This is a genomic window from Bradyrhizobium sp. CCBAU 11361 (assembly GCF_028128935.1).
Classification (GTDB): domain Bacteria; phylum Pseudomonadota; class Alphaproteobacteria; order Rhizobiales; family Xanthobacteraceae; genus Bradyrhizobium; species Bradyrhizobium niftali.
In genome coordinates this window covers 122,518-139,996 of sequence record NZ_LBJZ01000194.1, presented here as the reverse complement: position 1 = coordinate 139,996, position 17,479 = coordinate 122,518, and the positions used below count along the sequence as shown (strand labels likewise).

Sequence of the window (17,479 nt, the reverse complement as noted above, 5' to 3'; positions counted from 1 at the left end):
TCGCTCGTTAGCGGTTCCGGACGCAGTCGAACTTCAAGCAGCCGGCATCACGATGGTCACCCGCGTGCCGCCCTCCCCCGCCTCGCCATGCAACCGCGCGTGGATGCTGCGTGCGAGCCCTTCGAGGATGCGGCTGCCGGTGCCCTCAAGCGGGCCTGTGGCGCCGATCCCGTTGTCGGCCACCGTGCAGACCCAGGCGCCGTCGCGGTTGTCCATGTCGATGCGGATCAGCGCGCCATTCTTGTTCGGGAAGGCGTGCTTTGCCGCGTTCGTGACCAGCTCCGTCAGCATCAGCGCGAGCCGATGACATTGCGATGCCGGCAGCACGCCGCTCTCGATCGCGGCCTCGCAGCGGACGCCCACCGGCTCCAGCACCGCCTCGGAGAGCGCTCCGCAGAGATTTTCGAAGAAGGCCCCGACGGCGACGGCGGATTGATCGTCGTTGTCGGACAGGAGCTGATAGAGCCTGCCGAAGGCAACGACGCGCCGCTCGAACCGATCCACCGCAAGCGACACGTCCCTGGTGCCGGCCCGCGTGAAGTCGCGACGGACTGACGCCCCCAGCAGCGTCAGCGTGTTCTTCATGCGATGATGGGACTCCCGCAGCACGAGTTCCCAATCACGCGACTGATCGTCAAGGCTTGCGCCAAACTGAGATCGGGCAGCGCTGGCGTTCGACATGGAGCCGATAACGGACATGATAGCCTCCCCGTTGGAACAGGACCTAACTCGAAGGCCATACTGGATGCATTGCGCGCGATTTGCCCGTTAGACGTTGCAAGATTCTGTTATGATTGGCGGCTTCACATCCTGGCAGCTGAGGATCTCGTCGCGACGGTCAAGCCTGCTGACGAATTGTCGCAGTCGCATCGTAAACCGCTCGCGTTTAAGCAAAATCTGCGACGGATATGCCGTCTGCGTGCGGCGATCCCCACGCGATTTCGCCACTTTCGGTCCGTTTACTGATAACTTCGCTCTGGTCAATCAAAGCGCAGACGTCAGCCCTTTCATTGGAATCATTGGCCCGTGCCGGACACGAACGACCAGGATTCGACCATTGCCTTCGGTCCATTCCGGCTGCTTGCAAAGTCGCGGCTGCTGGAGAAGGACGGCGCCCCGCTTCACCTTGGCGGCCGCGCGCTCGACATTCTCATTTTTCTCGCCGAGCGCGCCGGCGAGGTCGTTGACAAGCGCGAATTGATCAAGCGCGTCTGGTCCGGCGTGACGGTGGACGAAGGCAGCCTGCGCTTCCACATCACGACGTTGCGCAAGGCCTTAGGGGATGCCGGCGAAGGTGCGCGCTACGTCGTCAACGTCCCCGGACGCGGCTATTGTTTCACCGCCCCGCTGCTTCACACTGCACCTTCGGAGAGCCGGACCAGCCCGCCTGTCGCATCGCCCCACGCGCTGCCCTCACCGCTTGCGAGGATGATCGGGCGGGATGAGGCCGTCGAGAAGATTTCGGCCGAGCTTGCCCTGCATCGCTTCGTCACAATCGTCGGCCCCGGCGGGATCGGCAAGACCTCGGTCGCACTTGCCGTCGCGCATGGCGAGCTCGAGGCCTTCGACGGCCGGGTGAGCTTCGTCGATTTCGGAGCGCTGACGGATGCCCGGCTCGTTCCCGGAACGATTGCGGCCACCTTGGGCCTGACCGTCAATTCCGACGACCCGATGCCGGGCCTGCTGGCGTTCCTGCGCAGCCGGCGGACGCTGCTGCTCTTCGACAGTTGCGAGCACATCCTCGACGAGCTCGCACCGGTGGCCGAGCGCCTCGTCCAGGAGGCGCCGGCGCTGCATATTCTCGCAACCAGCCGCGAATCCTTTCGCAGCGAAGGTGAGCGCGTCCATCGGCTGTTTCCACTGGATTGCCCGCCAGAGCGCGACGGGCTCGGCATCGCCGACATCCTTGCCTATCCCGCAAGCCAACTCTTCGTGGAACGCATTGCCGAGAGCCTGAGCGAATTCGAGCTCAGCGAGGAGGATGCGCCGCTCGTCGCGGAGATCTGCCGGCGGCTGGACGGCATCGCGCTCGCGATCGAGCTCGCGGCCGGACGTGTGAACGCCTATGGCATTGCTGGCACCGCCTCGCTGCTGGACAGCCGCTTCTCGCTGCTGTGGCGGGGACGGCGCAGTGCAATCCCGCGGCACCAGACCCTGAGCGCGGCACTCGCCTGGAGCTACGACTTGCTGCCGGCAGCCGAAAGCGCAACGTTGCGCGGATTGTCGGTGTTCGTCGGGCCCTTCACTCTCGAAGCCGCGCTTGCCGTCGCGTCCTGCCAGGGCATCGGCGAATCCGAGGCGGTCGAAGCCATCTCGAACCTGCTCGCCAAGTCCCTGATCGCGACCTCGCCCGCGGAGCGGCGGCTGCGCTATCGCCTGCTCGACACCACCCGCGCCTTCACCGGCGGCAAGCTCGTCGAGCACGGCGAAGCGGCCCGCGTCGCGCGTGCGCACGCCGAATATTTCCGCGATTTCCTGCGCGACATCGCGCTCAAATCCACGGGCATGCAAAGCGCGGGCGGCTTCCTTCCCTATGCCGACCACCTGCCCAATGTGAGGGCCGCGCTGACCTGGAGCTTCTCGGACGGCGGCGACCGGACGATCGGCGTGGATCTGGCGGCCTCGGCGGCCCAGTTCTTCCTCGAGCTGACATTGCTGACGGAATGCTACCGCTGGACACAGCAGGCGCTGGTGTCTCTCGATACGGGCGCGATCGACAGCCGCCAGGAGATGACGTTGCAGGCCGCGCTCGGCGTCTCCGTGATGTTCACGCAGGGCAATACGGAGGCGGTCCGCTCCGCGTTCACGCGCAGCCTCCAACTTGCCAGAGAGCTCGAGGACCTGCACTGGCAGCTCTGGCTGCTGCGCGGCTTGCACATCTACCTGACCAGGGTCGGAGATTTTCACGGCGCGCTCGGGACCGGCATGCAAGGCGAAGGCGTCGCGCGGAAGCTGAATGATCCGGCCGCCGCACTGAACGTGGAATGGATGCTCGGCGTCGCGCATCACCTGATCGGCAACCAGGACAAGGCCGTGCAGTTCTGCGAGAGCGCGATGGTGCACAATCCCGGCTCGCAGCGGCTGAACATCGGCCATCTCGGTTACGACGACCGTATCGTTGCGCTGGTGGCGCTGGCGCGCGGGCTCTGGCTCACCGGCCGGCCCGATCGTGCCATCGAGGCGGCCAGATACACGGTGCGTGAGGCCGAGCTGCTCGAGCAGCCGCTCACCCTCGGCATTTCCCTGATCTGGACCATCTACGTGTTCCTCTGGGTCGGCGACTGGGCGAGTGCCGAAAGCCTGATCGAGCGGCTGATCGACCATTCGGCGCGCCACTTCCTCGGCCCCTATCACGCGGTCGGCATCGGCCAGAAGGGCGAGCTGCTGCTGCGCCGCGGCGACGTCGCCGGCGGGATCGAGCATCTTCGCCGCAGCCAGGCCACCCTGTACGCCACCCGGCACCGGATCATGACGACGGTGTTTGCGACCGCGCTCGCGGAGGGCCTTGCCTCCCAGGACCAGCCCAACGAGGCCTTGCGCACGATCGATGAGGCGATCGCCCAGATCCCCGATCACGGCGAATCCTTCGACATGCCGGAGATGCTCAGGGTCAAGGGCGACATCCTGGCCCGATCGGGCAATGCCGCGGAGGCCGAGAATTACTTCCGGAAATCGCTTGAGCTATCGCGCCGGCAAAGCGCGCTCGGCTGGGAGCTGCGCGGGGCAATCAGCCTCGGCCGCGTCTGGCGTCATGCCGGAAAGGCTGGCGAGGCACGCGATCTGCTCACGCCGCTCGTCGCGCGGTACCAGGAGGGCCTCCAGACCCGCGATCTGTTAGCTGCCAGGGAGCTCATGGGCGCGCTGAATTGAGAGTATCTTCAACGAGATACCGCCATACTGCCTGCTCGCAAGTCCTAACAACTTCTAACACGCCAAGCCGCATGCGCCCCGCCATGGTGGTGACGTTTCACGGTGGATATGGCGGGACATGGCTCTTCTTGACGATGTAATCGATGCCAGCGGCGGTTTGGACCGCTGGAACGGCTTGGACCGCTTCACGCTCCACCTTTCCGTCGGCGGAACGCTGTTCTCCAGTGCCGGACACGCCAGAGAATTCAAGGATGTGACCGCGGAAGGTTCGACCCGGACGCAATCCGTCCGCTTCACCGGCATCACCGGGGGAGAGCACTCAGGCTCGTTTCAACCGGACGCGATCACGATCGAAAGCCTGGATGGCGAGGTGCTGCGGACCTGGCACAATCCGAGCCTTGCGTTTCCCGAGGCCAGTGCCCCCGCGCTGGCGGACGAACTGCATCTGGTCTTCTTCTGCGGCGTCGCGATCTGGAGCTATTTGACGATCCCGTTCCTGCTCGCTCATCCCGATGTCGTGCTGGAGGAGCTGTCACCCCGGTCTGAAGGCACTGAGACCTGGCGGCGGCTGCGGGCGCAATTCCCCGCGCACCTGATCACGCTCGCGCCCGAGCAGATCTTCTATTTCGACCAGAACGCTTTGCAGCGGCGGACGGATCACGATCTCTTCGGGATGAAGGTCGCGCATCATTCCTGGGCCCATGACAATTTCGACGGCATCGTGGTGCCGACGCTTCGGCGCGTGCAGACGCTGCAGGCTGATGGAACCCAGATTGCCAAGCCCGTGCTGATGGACGTCGAGATCTTCGACGCCGTGTTCGAGTAGCAGCGGCGACACGCCGCCCTCGCAACGTCTACGCGAGGCCCAGTGAACGCAGAGCACGAAACTCACACCAGTGTGTCGATCGCCGCGTCGTGTCCCGCCTGCCCTCGCACTACGCCAATCGGCGCAAAGAATTGAAAAGGCTGACAAAGTCGGCCTCTCTGCGACGGGCTGTCACACCATATTCGCGCACACAAAATCTAACACATCCTAATCATCACTAACGGGCTTCTTGTCCGGCTCATGCCTATCCTGCGAGCATCGAAAACCTTCTTGAAAGCCTTGTTGAAAGCTTTGGGCTTGAGAGTTTGCCGGTCGCCGCCAGCGGCCGTGATGCCAAGAGAGGACGAGCGATGTTTACCGACTTGCAGGCGGCGCCTGCCTGGATTGATCTTCAGGCCGCCCCACGCGATCATCAGGTCCGCCAGGCGGCACAGGCGATCCCCAGGGAACGCGGATGGCGCCGCATCGACCGCAGCCCGGAGGCGGCGGTCGAGGACATCACGATCTCGCGGTGGGAGGATCTCAGAGACAGCTCGTCGCACGACGCGACGACGCCGGAGGATCGCTACTTCGTCGGCATTGCCCTGCAGACCACGCGCGCGAAATTGACCCGCGACCGCCAGGTCATCTTCGACGGCACCATGCCCGCAGGAACACTTTATGTCAGCGCGCCGTCGAAGCCTCTCGCCGCACAATTCCAGGCGCCTTGCGCCTTCCTGCACTTCCACATCTCCGCTGATCATTTCCCGGCGCAAATGCCTGCCGCGGAAGGACTTGGCGACCTCGTCCTGCTGCGCGACCCGCTCGCCGCCGAACTCGCCAGGGCGCTGACCGAGCACAGCAATGCCGCGGACCAGCAGTTCGCACGCTGCATCGGCAAGACCCTTGCGATGCACCTGGCCCGGCTGGAGCCGCCGCGCGCCAGGGTCAACGCCTTGCCGAAATGGCGGCTGCGGCGCGTCGAGCAATACATCGCGGACAATTTCGACCGCTGCATCAGCCTGTGCGAACTCGCCAATGTCGCCGGCCTGTCCAGGATGCACTTTGCAGCGCAATTCCGCGCGGCGACCGGCTACCGTCCGCGCGAATATCTGCTCAATCACCGGATCGAGCACGCGAAGACGCTGCTCGCAACGACCGGGCGGCCCTTGGCCGAGATCGCGCTTGCAGTCGGTTTCAGCACGCAGGCGCATTTTTCGACCGTCTTCAAGCGCATCAGCGGCCAGTCTCCGGCACGCTGGCGCCTCGCCAGCAAGGCCGAGCCTCTCGCAGTCGAAGCGATGCCGCGGCGCCGTCCTGCTGCGGACAGGGATTGGATGGCCAGCGCGGCCGCGTAGCGCGTCCTTATCGACACGCCAGGCGACATTGGAATTGCGGAATACGCGTCTGGATTGGTCTGCAACGTTTCGAACGCAAGTGCCCCTCCACTTGCGCCGGCTCGCGCCCTCCTCCCGGGCCTACGAGCCACTCGGGGCCGTCCCTGCTCCCCCACAGGACGGCCCCCTTTTCTTGTCTGTTGACGGGGATGAAGTTGCGCTCACAGCCTCCACATCGTCATTGCGAGCGCAGCGAAGCAATCCAGACTGCCGCCGCGGAAAGACTCTGGATTGCTTCGCTGCGCTCGCAATGACGGAGCAAGGGCGAACGCCCCGCTACACCGGATCGAACGCCCGGATCGGCGGCAGATTGCCGGTGAACTTCTCCACCTCCACCGTCGTCAGCTGCCCCGTGCAGCCCTGCGCGAAGGACGAGGTGCCGATGTCGCGGGTGAGCACGTTCGGATTGCCGTGGACGCAGAGCGGCGCGTCGTCCTCGGGGTCCATCGGGTCGTACCAGGCGCCGGTCGGGAGCTGGACCACGCCGGGCGCGATGCCGTCGGTGACGTGGACCGCGGCGAGGCAGGCGCCGCGTGCGTTGAACAGGCGGATGATGTCGCCGTCCTTGATGCCGCGCACGTCGGCATCGCGCGGGTTCATGCGCGCGACCTCGCGTCCCCGATGTTTGCTTTGGAGCGAATGTCCGCCGAAGTCGAGCTGGCTGTGCAGGCGCGTCACCGGCTGGTTGGCGACGAGGAAGCACGGCGCGCCGGGCGTGGGCATGTCGGTCTTCTCCAGCCAGACCGGATGGCCCGGACAATCCGCATCGCCATGGCCGGCGATCTTCGTCGAGAAGATCTCGATGCGGCCGCTCGGCGTCGGCAGGGCGTGAGCGACCGGATCTTCGCGGAAGCGGCGCAACCGGCCGCCGTCGTCGGGCTGTTGCGGCACGACCAGGCTGCCGCGCTGCCAGAATTCGTCGAAGCCTGGCGCCTCGAGGCCGCGCGCTTCGAGCGAAGTGCGGGTCGGCTCGTAGAGATGTTTTAGCCACTCCCGCGACGTGCGTCCTTCGGTAAAGGGGTCGCGGGCCCCTAGACGCTCGGCGAGATCGGCGAAGATATCGTAGTCGTCGCGCGCGAGGCCAAACGGCTCGGCGATCCGGTGCATCGCGACCATGAGGGGATCGTTGGTGGAATAGCCGATATCCTCGCGTTCCAGCGTCATGGTCGATGGCAGCACGATGTCGGCGTGCCGCGCGGTGGCGGTCCAGGCCAGCTCGTGCACGACCAGCGTGTCGAGCTTGACGAAGGCCTTGCGCAGGCGGTTGATGTCCTGATGGTGATGGAAGGGATTGCCGCCGGCCCAGTAGACGAGGCGGATGTCCGGATAGGTGCGCGTCTCGCCATTGTAGCGATAGGCGGTTCCGGGATTGAGCAGCATGTCGGCGATGCGCGCGACCGGGATGAAATCGCGGACGCCGTTGCGGCCCTGGCCGAGCGTCGGCCCGGGCACATCGTTGACGCGGCGGCCGTAATAGCCGATCGCCCCCAATGAATAGGCATAGCCGCCGCCGGGCAAGCCGATCTGGCCGAGGGCTGCCGCCAGCACCATGCCCATCCACACCGGCTGCTCGCCATGCTCGGCGCGCTGCAGCGAATGCGAGACGGTGATGAGCGCGCGCTTTCCGGCAAGGCGGCGGGCGAGCGTGCGGATCGTGTCCGCGCCGACGCCGGAGATCGCGGCGGCCCACTCGGCGCTCTTCGGCCGTCCATCGCTGTCCCCGGTGAGATAACGCAGGAAGACGGGCCAGCCCTCGGTGTAGCGATCGAGGAAGGCCTGATCGTGCAGGTTCTCGCTGACCAGCGTGTGGACGATGCCGAGCATCAGCGCGGTGTCAGTGCTGGGCAAGCAGGTCATCCATTCGGCTCCGGCCTCGACCGGCAGGTCTTCACGCAACGGGCTGACCAGGATGAACTCGCAGCCGCGACGGCGCGCCGTTTCCATGGCGCCGCGCTCGACATGCTTGCTGATCGAGCCGCCGGCCACCATGGAGTTCTTCAGCGCCATGCCGCCGAACGCCAGCACGATGTCGGTCTCAGTCGCAATCTGCTCCCAGGTGACGTTGCGCTTGGTGATGTCCTCATAGCCCGCCAAGATCTGCGGCAGCAGCACCGAGGACGCGCCGGAGGAATAGGTGTTCACCGAGCGCACATAGCCGCCCATCGCGATGTTGAGGAAGCGATGCACCTGGCTCTGCGCGTGGTGAAAGCGGCCCGCGCTCGACCAGCCATAGGAGCCGCCGAACACGGCGCCGGGCCCGCGCGTGTCGCGGATGCGGCCGAGCTCGTCGCCGAGGAGGTCGAGCGCCTTCTCCCAGCTCACGGAGACGAATTCGTCGCGGCCGCGGCGATCGTCCGGGCCGGGACCTCGCTCGAGCCAGCCGCGGCGAATCGCGGGCTGGGCGATGCGCGCCTGGTGCCGCAGCGCGCCGGGGAAATTGTCGATGATGCCGTTCGGATCAGGATCGCCCGCATAGGCCCTGACCTCAAGGCCGGCTGCGCCGTTGCGCGCCGAGAACACGCCCCAATGCGAGGTGTGCGGCTTGAAACCGTCGGACAGGTCGAGGCCGGGGTCGGGGAAGCCAATCGTATCGTCCATCGTCTGATCCTTGCTCCGGTGCATGGCGGCAGTATACCGATCTACGTCCCGATGTCGTCGAGATCAGGGTTGACGGAAACGCTGGGCTCCCGCGCGCGACGCAGGCAGGGGGGATCTGTGGCGGAACGAGCGGCGGCGGATCCGAGATGTTCGTGCACTGCCAGTTCGAGCCGATGCTCTAAAGCCCGGGCGGCGCACCAGCGCTCGAGCCTGGGGCCCGCGGAATAAGAGCACGTTCCGGAAATTCTCGCTCCACAGCACGCAGGTATCCGTACTAACATGACAGCCAAGTCGTTGGTTTCGACCGCGGCTTGATATTTATGGATGTACCACCCTCGAGGTCCCGTCGTTGCATGCAAAAGAGCAACATCAAAGAACTTGAAAAGACGGCGCGTGCTTTGGCCGAGGGAGCTTCCGCCGAAACTCGAAATGCCATTGAGACCGTCATTCGAGAAGCCAGGAAGTACGAAACGGTAAGAGAATCCAACCCCGTCCGCTTACCGCTCTACTTGAAGCTATCGTTATGTCTTGCTGCGTTGATTACCGCGTTGCTGCTGATAGTGATGCGGTGAAGCGGGTCTGGCGTCTGCTATGGCGGATCGTTCATCATTCGCGCAGTACGCTTAACCGATGCAAAGGATCGACGGCTCCTTGTCCGCGAACATCAGAGGCGGGAACGCCACGCGCAGATGGCGTTCAGGCGCTCAGTTCGCTTTTTGAGAACTCGCGCCGCGTTGTAATTCGGCGAACGCTTCCATGGGCTCGACGAAAACGAACCCAGCACAGGCTTGCAAAATGGGGCAACATGAATTTCCCACGCATTGCAGCTTCCAATGCGAGTAACGAAATTTACTTAGTCGAATCAGCGCGTTGGCTGTGGCTGGGGCGGGAGGGATCGAACCTCCGAATGGCGGAATCAAAATCCGCTGCCTTACCGCTTGGCTACGCCCCAACAGGCGACCCGGGGTCGGTGGAAGAACTGGCTACCGCAGATTCCCTTCGGTCGCAGCCGGTCTATAGGGTGCGGCGCGGCATTTCAACCGCCTGGAGGCGCAAAATACCACAGCTTCCGGGACCGGGCGCACCACACTCTATTATACCCCGGGCGAAGGCCCGTTCCGGGCCGGAGCCGTCAGGCGTCCAGGCAGTTGAGACCACCTGCGTTTCATGGGAAGACGGCGCCAATATCAGTCCACGGGAGTGAGCCATGACCTACCGCGCGCCGATCTCTGACATGCTGCTGTCGCTCAATCACGGCGCCGGCCTGAAGGCTGCCGTGGAAGCCGGCCATTACGGCGATTTCGACGCCGACATCGCGGCCGCCGTGCTGGAGGAAGCGGGCAAGTTCGCAACCGACGTACTCGCGCCGCTCAACCGTGTCGGCGACGAGCACGGCATCAAGCTCGACGCCGGGAAAGTCACGACCGCGCCGGGCTGGCCCGATGCCTACAAGCGCTGGACCGAGGGCGGCTGGAACGCGGTGTCAGGGCCTGAAGCGTTCGGCGGCCAGGGCCTGCCCGTTGCGATCAACGCCGCCTGCACCGAGATCTGGAGCGCCGCCAACATCGCCTTCGGCCTGTGCCCGCTGCTGACGGCCTCGGCGATCGAGGCACTGGATGCGCATGGCAGCGACGAGCTGAAGAAAATCTATCTCGAAAAGCTCGTCTCCGGCGAATGGACCGGCACCATGCAGCTCACCGAGTCGCAGGCCGGCTCCGACGTCGGCGCGCTGCGCACCCGCGCCGAAAAGCAGGCCGACGGCACCTATCGCATCAAGGGGACGAAGATCTTCATCACCTATGGCGAGCACGACATGACCGACAATATCGTGCATTTCGTCCTCGCGCGTCTTCCGGACGCGCCGGCCGGCACCAAGGGGATTTCTCTCTTTCTTGTTCCCAAGTTCATGGTCAATGCGGACGGCTCGCTCGGTGCACGCAACGACATTTTTGCAAGCGGCGTCGAGCACAAGCTCGGCATGCACGCGTCCCCAACCTGCACCATGACCATGGGCGATCATGGCGGCGCGATCGGCTTCCTCGTCGGCGAAGAGAACCAGGGCATGCGCTGCATGTTCACGATGATGAACCAGGCCCGCCTCGGCGTCGGCCTCGAAGGCGTCGGCGTTGCCGATCGCGCCTATCAGCAGGCCTTGTCCTATGCGCAGGAGCGCAAGCAGGGCCGCGCCATCGGCAAGACGGGCGACGGTTCGGACGTGATCTTCGTCCACCCCGACGTCAAGCGCATGCTGATGCGGATGCGGGCGCAGACCGCGGCGGCGCGCACCATCTGCTACGCGACCGCGGTCGCAATCGACGTTTCGACCCGCGCCAAGGATCCAAAGGTCCGCGCTGACGCGGCCGCGCGCGCGGCGCTGCTGACGCCGATGGCCAAGGGCTATTCCACCGATATCGGCAACGAGGTCGCCTATCTCGGCGTGCAGGTGCATGGCGGCATGGGCTTCATCGAGGAGACCGGCGCCGCGCAGCACTATCGCGACGCCCGCATCACCGCGATCTACGAGGGCACCAACGGCATCCAGGCGATCGACCTGGTCACGCGAAAGCTCGCGGCCAATGGCGGCGCCGCGGTGTGGGCGCTGCTCGACGAGCTCTCGGCCATCGTCAAGCAGGTCGAAGCCTCCAACGATCCCGCTTTCGGCACCACGGGCGCAAAGTTGCGCGAAGGGCTGGACGCGCTGACGCGCACCAGCAAGTGGCTGCTCGAGCGCGTCACGTCCGCGCCGAACGAGGCGCTTGCCGGCGCAACGCCGTACTTGCAGCAGTTCGGCGCCACGCTCGGCGGCTGCCTGCTGGCGTCCGAGGCGCTCGCCGCGAAGGGCGACGGCCTTGCCGATGCGCCGCGCTATGTCTCGCTCGCGCGTTTCTTCGCCGAGAACATCACGGTGCAGGCGGGCGCGCTGGAGCGCACGGTGACGGAAAGCGCGGAGTCGGTTGCGGCGGCGGATGCGGTGTTGCTGGGGTAAGGCAGTCTGCCCTCCTCCCCGGCTGTCATTCCCCGCGAAGGCGGGGAATCCAGTACGCCGCGGCCTCTCGGTAAACTACGGACGTCTCGGAGTACTGGATCGCCCGATCAAGTCGGGCGATGACACCGAATGTTGGGGACGCAGTTGGCCCACAGTCGGTGATCCTGGAGCTTCGCTCCGTCCGGGCTACGAAGCTGCGAGCTTCGCCCGTCTCCCCGGCCGCCACAGCACGATTCCCGCGGCCACGAGATCGAGCACCACGCACATCGCAAACGCCATCGTGTAGTCGCCGGTCAGGCTGCGCACGAGGCCGACGATGCCCGGGCCGAAGGCGCTGACGACGCCGCTGATCGACGTGCCCAGGCCCATCGCGGCGGCAAAGGAGCCGGCGCCGATCTCGCGCTGGATGATCAGGGGCGGGAACGTGATCATGTTGCCGATCGAGAAACCGTAGACGGCACAGCACACCAGCAGCGCCGTCGGGCTCGTGCTCTGCACCAGCACGAACAGCGCCGCCGCCTGGCTCGTCATCGACGCCGCGCAGGCCAGTCGCGGATCGAGCCGGTCGACGAACAGGCCGAGCGACAGGCGCCCGACCACCGCCATCGCGGCCATGATGGTGACGGCAAGGCCGGCGCTGGCGCGCCCGATCAGCGGTTCGAGGAACGTCACCTGGTGGATGATGAATCCCATCTGCGCCAGCAGCGCGATCGCGATCGGCAGCACCATGGTCCAGAACGCCGCGTTGGCGAGCAGCGCCTTGCGGGAATGAGCCGGCGCGGGCGCATCACCATCGGAGGGGCGCTCACCCGATGCCGGCGGCAGCCCGGCCGGCCAGCGGATGAAGCCGACGACCACCGGCAGCACCAGCAGCACCATTACCATCGTGGCCGCCAGCATCGCCGAACGGAAGCCGATGCTGCCGGTCAACGACAGCAGCAGCGGAACGAGGACGATGCCGCCGCAGGTCGCGCCGTTGAAGGCGAGGCTGAGCGCGAGGCCGCGGCGCCGATCGAACCAGGAGTTCAGCACCGTCGCGATGACCACGGTGCCCATGCCGGTCCAGCCGACCGACATCAGCGCATAGGCGAGATAGAGCTGCCAGGGCGTCTCCATCAGCGCCAGCAGCACGGTCGATGCGCCGAGCGCCGACAGGCCGCACAGGATCAGTGAACGCAGCCCGATACGCGCGAGCAGATCGTCGGTGAAGATGACGAGCACGGAGGTCAGGAGAAACGAGAAGGTGCTGGCCGCGGAGACCAGCGTGCCCGGCCAGCCATGGGCGCGCTGAAGCTCGGCGAGATAGACGCCCTGGCCGTAGAGGCCGAAGCCGAACATGAAGAAGGCCATCAGGAAACAGGCCAGCACGACGCGCCAGCCGCGATAATGCAGCGAGGATTCGTCGACACGCGTCGCGGCAATCATCAATCGAGCAATCGGCCAATGGAACGGCGCGATCGTGCACCACAACCACCGGTTTTTCAAATTAAACATTGTAGCCATTTGTTGCATTGCGCAATGGAGCGTGCAAGAGAATACAACCGGCGCGATCTGACGCGATGCGGTTCCGGGACGGAAGTTATGACAGCGGTGTCATCCACCGGGCTCACGGGATCGCTTTCGAAAAGGTCGCGCGGGCGGATTGGCACGCCTGCGAGATGATGTAGGCTGATGTTTGCGAGACTCGCCAAGGTCAAGCGTCGCGGCGAGCGCAGGGGGTCCTTATGCCGAATGGCAATATCATCGTCGCCGAAGAGCGTGGAACGCGCGTGATCACCCTGCGCCGCCCGGGCAAGAAGAACGCGATCACGCAGGACATGTATCGGGAGATGAGCCACGCGATCGACACCGCGCAGAACAACCCGGATATCCGCTGCATGATCATCACCGGCGGCTCCGGCGTGTTCACCGCCGGCGACGACATCGACGATTTTCTGAAGGCCGACACGGCACGCCCGGAGACGCTGTCGAACGGCGCCAGGTTTCTCTATTCGCTCGCCCTCAACGTCAAGCCGATCATCGCGGCCGTCGACGGCGCTTCGATCGGCATGGGCACCGTGATGTTGTTCCATTGCGACTACGTGCTCGCATCGAACGCGGCGACCTTCTCCGCGCCCTATATCCACCTCGGGCTGGTGCCGGTCGGCGCCGCCAGCCTCTTGATGCCGAACACGATGGGTTACCAGCGCGCCTTCGCGATGCTGGTGATGGGACGGACCTTCACCGCCGCGGAGGCGCACGCTGCGGGCTTCGTCAACACTGTGGTCTCGCCGGGGCACACCGAGGTCGAGGCGCGCAAGGTGGCGCGCGAGATCTGCCGGCTGCCCGCCGAGGCGGTCGCGATCTCGCGCAGGCTGCTGCGTACCCCACCAGAGGAACTGACCCGCCGCATCGATCAGGAGACCCATCTGTTCGGCGAGCGTTTGAAGTCGGACGACGCCGTGGCTGCATTCAACGCGTTCGCGAACAGGAAGAAGCGGTAGAGCCCGTCATTCCGGGGCGCGCGAAGCGCGAGCCCGGAATGACGGCGAGAACCTTCGTGAAATCTTCGCGCTGAACGACTAATCTGGTTCCATGCGACATCTTCTCCTGACCGCCTTCGCCCTCGCGCTCGCCGCCCTGCCCGCCTCTGCCCAGACCGCCACACCGGTCGAGCTGCGCATCCTTGCGATCAACGATTTCCACGGCAATCTGCGGCCGCCGCCCGGCGGCATCCGCATCAACGATCCCGAGGATCGAAGCAAGAAGGTCATGGTGGCGGCCGGCGGGGCCGAGTACATGGCGACGCTGGTGAAGCAATTGCGCGACGGGCACAAGAACACGATCTTCGTGGCCGCCGGCGACCTGATCGGCGCGAGCCCGTTCCTGTCGGCGATGTTCCACGACGAGCCTTCGGTCGAGGCGCTCTCGATGATGGGGCTCGCGATCACTTCGGTCGGCAATCACGAGTTCGACGAGGGCAAGGCCGAGCTGCTCAGGATGCAGAACGGCGGCTGCCATCCGGTCGACGGCTGCCAGGGACCGCATCCCTTCACGGGCGCCAAATTCCACTACCTCGCCGCCTCCACCGTGGAGACAGCGACCGGTCAAAGCGTGCTGCCGCCGTTTGAGATCCGTGAGTTCGACGGCATTCCCGTCGCCTTCATCGGGCTGACATTGAAAGGCACCGCCGGCATCGTGTCGCCCTCGGGCATTGCCGGCCTCGAATTCCGCGGCGAAGCCGAAACGGTGAATGCGCTCGTGCCGCAACTGAAAGCGCGCGGAGTGGAAGCGATCGTCGTGCTGATCCACGAAGGCGGCGAGCCCGCCGGCGACTACAATGAATGCCCGGGCATTTCGGGGCCGATCGTCGAGATCGTGAAGAAATTCGATCGCGCCGTCGACGTCGTCGTCAGCGGCCACACCCATCGCGCCTATGTCTGCGATATCGACGGACGGCTGGTGACGAGCGGCGACAAGTACGGCACGCTGGTCACGGCGATCGATCTCAAGCTCGATCCGGCGACGCGCGACATCGTCGGCGCCAAGGCCGAGAACGTCATCGTCGCCAATGCCTCGCTGGCGAAGGACGCGGAGCAGACCGCGCTGATCGAGGCCTATGACAAGCTCGCCGCGCCGATCGCCAACCGGCCGGCCGGATCGGTGACGCAGACGCTGTCGCGCATTCCGAACGAAGCCGGTGAAAGCCCGCTCGGCGACGTCATCGCGGACGCGCAGCTCGCCGCGACGAAGGAGGCCACGAATGGCAGCGCTGTCATCGCGCTCACGAATCCCGGCGGCATCCGCACCGATATCGTTCCGAAGGAGAACGGCGCGGTGTCCTTCGGCGAGCTGTTCGCAAGCCAGCCGTTCCGCAACCGCCTCGTCACCATGACGCTGACAGGCAGCCAGCTCAGGGAGATGCTGGAGCAGCAATGGCTCGATCCGAAGCGGCCGCGAATCCTTCAGGTATCGAACGGGTTCAGCTATGCCTGGGATGCGTCGAAGCCGTTCGGCGAACGCGTGATGGCCGAGAGGATGACGCTCAACGGCAGGCCGATCGAACCTGGAAGCGGCTACCGCGTCACCCTCAACGATTACCTCGCCGTCGGCGGCGACGGTTTTACGGTCGCCAAACAAGGTACGGCCCCGCAATATGGCGGCTACGACGCGGACGCATTGTTCGCGTTCTTCCGGGCGCACGGGCCGATCGGCCCGCTGCCGCCGAGCCGCATCCTGCGCGTGAATTGATTCGGATCAAACGGGCCGGAACGGGACAACCCTTTGCCATTCCCGGTGAAGCGCATAGATTGGGTTTTGCATTGCGTTTTGGCGCCGGATGCGCCAAGCGACGTCAAGAGCCCGTTCCCAGTGAGCCCGACCTGATGAGCACGCTTCTCCTCTCCCACAAGGCCTGCCTCGACCACGTCACGCCGCCGGGACATCCCGAAAGGCCGGACCGCCTGCGCGCAGTGGAGGAAGCGCTGTCGCATGAGCGTTTCCAGTTCCTCGTCCGCGACCAGGCGCCGGAGGGCGATCTCGATCTCGTGACGCTGTGCCACAACGAGCATTACGTCACCGAGCTGCGCCACATCGCGCCGACCAGCGGCCTCGTCTATATCGACGGCGACACCTCGATGTCGCCGGGCACCTGGGAAGCGGTGATGCGCGGCGTCGGCGGCGCGGTCGCGGCGACCGAAGCGGTGATGGCGGGCGAGCACCGCAACGCCTTCGTCGCGGTGCGCCCGCCCGGCCATCACGCCGAGATCGGTAAGCCCATGGGCTTCTGCTTCTTCGACAATGTTGCGATCGCCGCGCGTCACGCGCAGCGCAAATACGGCATCAAGCGCGCGGCCATCGTCGATTTCGACGTGCATCACGGCAACGGCACGCAGGACATCTTCTGGTCGGACCCCACGGTGATGTACTGCTCGACGCACCAGATGCCGCTGTTTCCGGGCACCGGCGCGAAGGGCGAACGCGGCGACCACGACACCATCGTCAACGCGCCGCTGATGTCCGAAGACGGTGGCCCGGAATTCCGCAGCGCTTTCGAGAACCTGATTCTGCCGCAGCTCGAAAAATTCAGCCCCGAGCTCCTCATCATCTCAGCGGGCTTCGATGCGCATTATCGCGACCCGCTGGCCTCGCTGAATTTGCGCGCGGAGGATTATGCCTGGGTGACGCGCAAGCTGATGGACCTTGCCGACAAGTCCGCCGGGGGCCGCATTGTTTCGGTGCTCGAGGGTGGTTACGACCTGCAAGGACTGAAAGAATCTGTTACGGCGCATGTCGGCGCCCTGATGGGCGCCTGACGACACCCGCCACATTAAGCCCGCAAAACCCTGCTTCTTCTGCATATGAAGCGAATCGGGCAATCGGAAACGGATATGGCCGAAAATACCCAAGTCGACGTCTCCAGGCTCACCTTCGAGCGCGCGATCGAGGAACTCGAGACGATCGTAAAACGGCTCGAGGACGGCAAGGTGCCGCTCGAGGAATCCGTGACGATCTACGAGCGCGGCGAAGCGCTGAAGCGCCGCTGCGAGGAATTGCTGCGCCAGGCCGAAGCGCGGGTCGACAAGATCACCACCGATGCGAGCGGCCAAGCCACCGGCACCGCGCCGCTCGACGTCCAGTAAGGGACGACGACCAAAGCCGGGCATCGGACGCCTGCAATTTTTTCATGATCGCACGCTGCTGGGTGTGCCCATGGGGGCGGGACGGCCAGGCACTGCGATCGAAGAGTTCCCGCGCGGGAGCCGTTCGGCCCCGCGAATCGAGCGGAAATAGCCTTCCTCTCGCCCAAAATCCTGCCGGGGGAACCGGGCAAGGCAGGAACCT

General features: G+C 65.2%; 12 protein-coding genes and 1 tRNA gene. 9 read left to right on the top strand and 4 right to left on the bottom strand.

Annotated features, from left to right (window positions below):
• Positions 1 to 33: 33 nt before the first annotated feature.
• Positions 34 to 699, bottom strand: coding sequence for a sensor histidine kinase (locus XI08_RS34875; RefSeq protein ID WP_271577882.1), 666 nt, complete (start codon positions 697 to 699; stop codon positions 34 to 36).
• Positions 700 to 1,026: 327 nt separating this feature from the next.
• Here XI08_RS34875 and XI08_RS34870 point away from each other — a divergent pair, with 327 nt between their 5' ends.
• From XI08_RS34870 to XI08_RS34860, 3 genes are all read left to right on the top strand, one after another.
• Entirely contained in the window at positions 1,027 to 3,870 is a 2,844-nt protein-coding gene (locus XI08_RS34870; RefSeq protein ID WP_271577881.1) for an ATP-binding protein, read from the top strand.
• Positions 3,871 to 3,988: 118 nt separating this feature from the next.
• A complete protein-coding gene (locus XI08_RS34865; protein WP_271577880.1) occupies positions 3,989 to 4,696 on the top strand; it encodes a hypothetical protein in 708 nt (235 codons plus the stop codon).
• Positions 4,697 to 5,046: 350 nt separating this feature from the next.
• Positions 5,047 to 6,033, top strand: a complete 987-nt coding sequence (locus tag XI08_RS34860) for a helix-turn-helix domain-containing protein (protein WP_271577879.1) — start codon at positions 5,047 to 5,049, stop codon at positions 6,031 to 6,033.
• A 315-nt stretch (positions 6,034 to 6,348) separates the two neighbouring features.
• Here XI08_RS34860 and XI08_RS34855 read toward each other — a convergent pair whose 3' ends face one another.
• On the bottom strand, positions 6,349 to 8,670 hold the full coding sequence (locus XI08_RS34855; RefSeq protein ID WP_271577878.1) for a molybdopterin guanine dinucleotide-containing S/N-oxide reductase: 2,322 nt from the start codon (positions 8,668 to 8,670) through the stop codon (positions 6,349 to 6,351).
• 353 nt (positions 8,671 to 9,023) lie between these two features.
• Here XI08_RS34855 and XI08_RS34850 point away from each other — a divergent pair, with 353 nt between their 5' ends.
• Entirely contained in the window at positions 9,024 to 9,242 is a 219-nt protein-coding gene (locus XI08_RS34850; RefSeq protein ID WP_027546172.1) for a hypothetical protein, read from the top strand.
• A gap of 305 nt (positions 9,243 to 9,547) precedes the next feature.
• Here XI08_RS34850 and XI08_RS34845 read toward each other — a convergent pair.
• Positions 9,548 to 9,622 (bottom strand) — tRNA-Gln (locus XI08_RS34845).
• A gap of 255 nt (positions 9,623 to 9,877) precedes the next feature.
• Between XI08_RS34845 and XI08_RS34840 the strand changes: the two genes are divergently transcribed.
• Positions 9,878 to 11,656 (top strand): acyl-CoA dehydrogenase, encoded by a 1,779-nt coding sequence (locus XI08_RS34840; protein ID WP_271577877.1) that lies wholly within the window; start codon positions 9,878 to 9,880, stop codon positions 11,654 to 11,656.
• A 186-nt stretch (positions 11,657 to 11,842) separates the two neighbouring features.
• Here XI08_RS34840 and XI08_RS34835 read toward each other — a convergent pair whose 3' ends face one another.
• A complete protein-coding gene (locus XI08_RS34835; protein WP_271577876.1) occupies positions 11,843 to 13,081 on the bottom strand; it encodes an MFS transporter in 1,239 nt (412 codons plus the stop codon).
• Positions 13,082 to 13,380: 299 nt separating this feature from the next.
• Between XI08_RS34835 and XI08_RS34830 the strand changes: the two genes are divergently transcribed.
• The 4 genes from XI08_RS34830 (at position 13,381) to XI08_RS34815 (ending at position 17,277) form a co-directional block, all read left to right on the top strand.
• The gene (locus XI08_RS34830) at positions 13,381 to 14,139 is read left to right on the top strand and encodes an enoyl-CoA hydratase-related protein (protein WP_027546175.1); all 759 of its coding nucleotides are present in this window, start codon (positions 13,381 to 13,383) and stop codon (positions 14,137 to 14,139) included.
• A gap of 91 nt (positions 14,140 to 14,230) precedes the next feature.
• Entirely contained in the window at positions 14,231 to 15,886 is a 1,656-nt protein-coding gene (locus XI08_RS34825) for a bifunctional metallophosphatase/5'-nucleotidase (protein WP_271577875.1), read from the top strand.
• Between the two features lie 134 nt (positions 15,887 to 16,020).
• On the top strand, positions 16,021 to 16,950 hold the full coding sequence (locus XI08_RS34820) for a histone deacetylase family protein (protein WP_271577874.1): 930 nt from the start codon (positions 16,021 to 16,023) through the stop codon (positions 16,948 to 16,950).
• Positions 16,951 to 17,025: 75 nt separating this feature from the next.
• Positions 17,026 to 17,277: an exodeoxyribonuclease VII small subunit gene (locus tag XI08_RS34815; RefSeq protein ID WP_008132970.1), complete on the top strand. Its 252-nt coding sequence runs from the start codon at positions 17,026 to 17,028 to the stop codon at positions 17,275 to 17,277.
• Positions 17,278 to 17,479 lie beyond the last annotated feature (202 nt).

Excerpts from the sequence above, each read along its gene's own strand:
- XI08_RS34820 (WP_271577874.1), top strand. The coding sequence starts at position 16,021 with ATGAGCACGCTTCTCCTCTCCCACAAGGCCTGCCTCGACCACGTCACG.
- XI08_RS34830 (WP_027546175.1), top strand. The coding sequence starts at position 13,381 with ATGCCGAATGGCAATATCATCGTCGCCGAAGAGCGTGGAACGCGCGTG.
- XI08_RS34860 (WP_271577879.1), top strand. The coding sequence starts at position 5,047 with ATGTTTACCGACTTGCAGGCGGCGCCTGCCTGGATTGATCTTCAGGCC.
- XI08_RS34835 (WP_271577876.1), bottom strand. The coding sequence starts at position 13,081 with ATGATTGCCGCGACGCGTGTCGACGAATCCTCGCTGCATTATCGCGGC.
- XI08_RS34850 (WP_027546172.1), top strand. The coding sequence starts at position 9,024 with ATGCAAAAGAGCAACATCAAAGAACTTGAAAAGACGGCGCGTGCTTTG.
- XI08_RS34855 (WP_271577878.1), bottom strand. The coding sequence starts at position 8,670 with ATGGACGATACGATTGGCTTCCCCGACCCCGGCCTCGACCTGTCCGAC.
- XI08_RS34875 (WP_271577882.1), bottom strand. The coding sequence starts at position 699 with ATGTCCGTTATCGGCTCCATGTCGAACGCCAGCGCTGCCCGATCTCAG.
- XI08_RS34865 (WP_271577880.1), top strand. The coding sequence starts at position 3,989 with ATGGCTCTTCTTGACGATGTAATCGATGCCAGCGGCGGTTTGGACCGC.
- XI08_RS34840 (WP_271577877.1), top strand. The coding sequence starts at position 9,878 with ATGACCTACCGCGCGCCGATCTCTGACATGCTGCTGTCGCTCAATCAC.
- XI08_RS34825 (WP_271577875.1), top strand. The coding sequence starts at position 14,231 with ATGCGACATCTTCTCCTGACCGCCTTCGCCCTCGCGCTCGCCGCCCTG.
- XI08_RS34815 (WP_008132970.1), top strand. The coding sequence starts at position 17,026 with ATGGCCGAAAATACCCAAGTCGACGTCTCCAGGCTCACCTTCGAGCGC.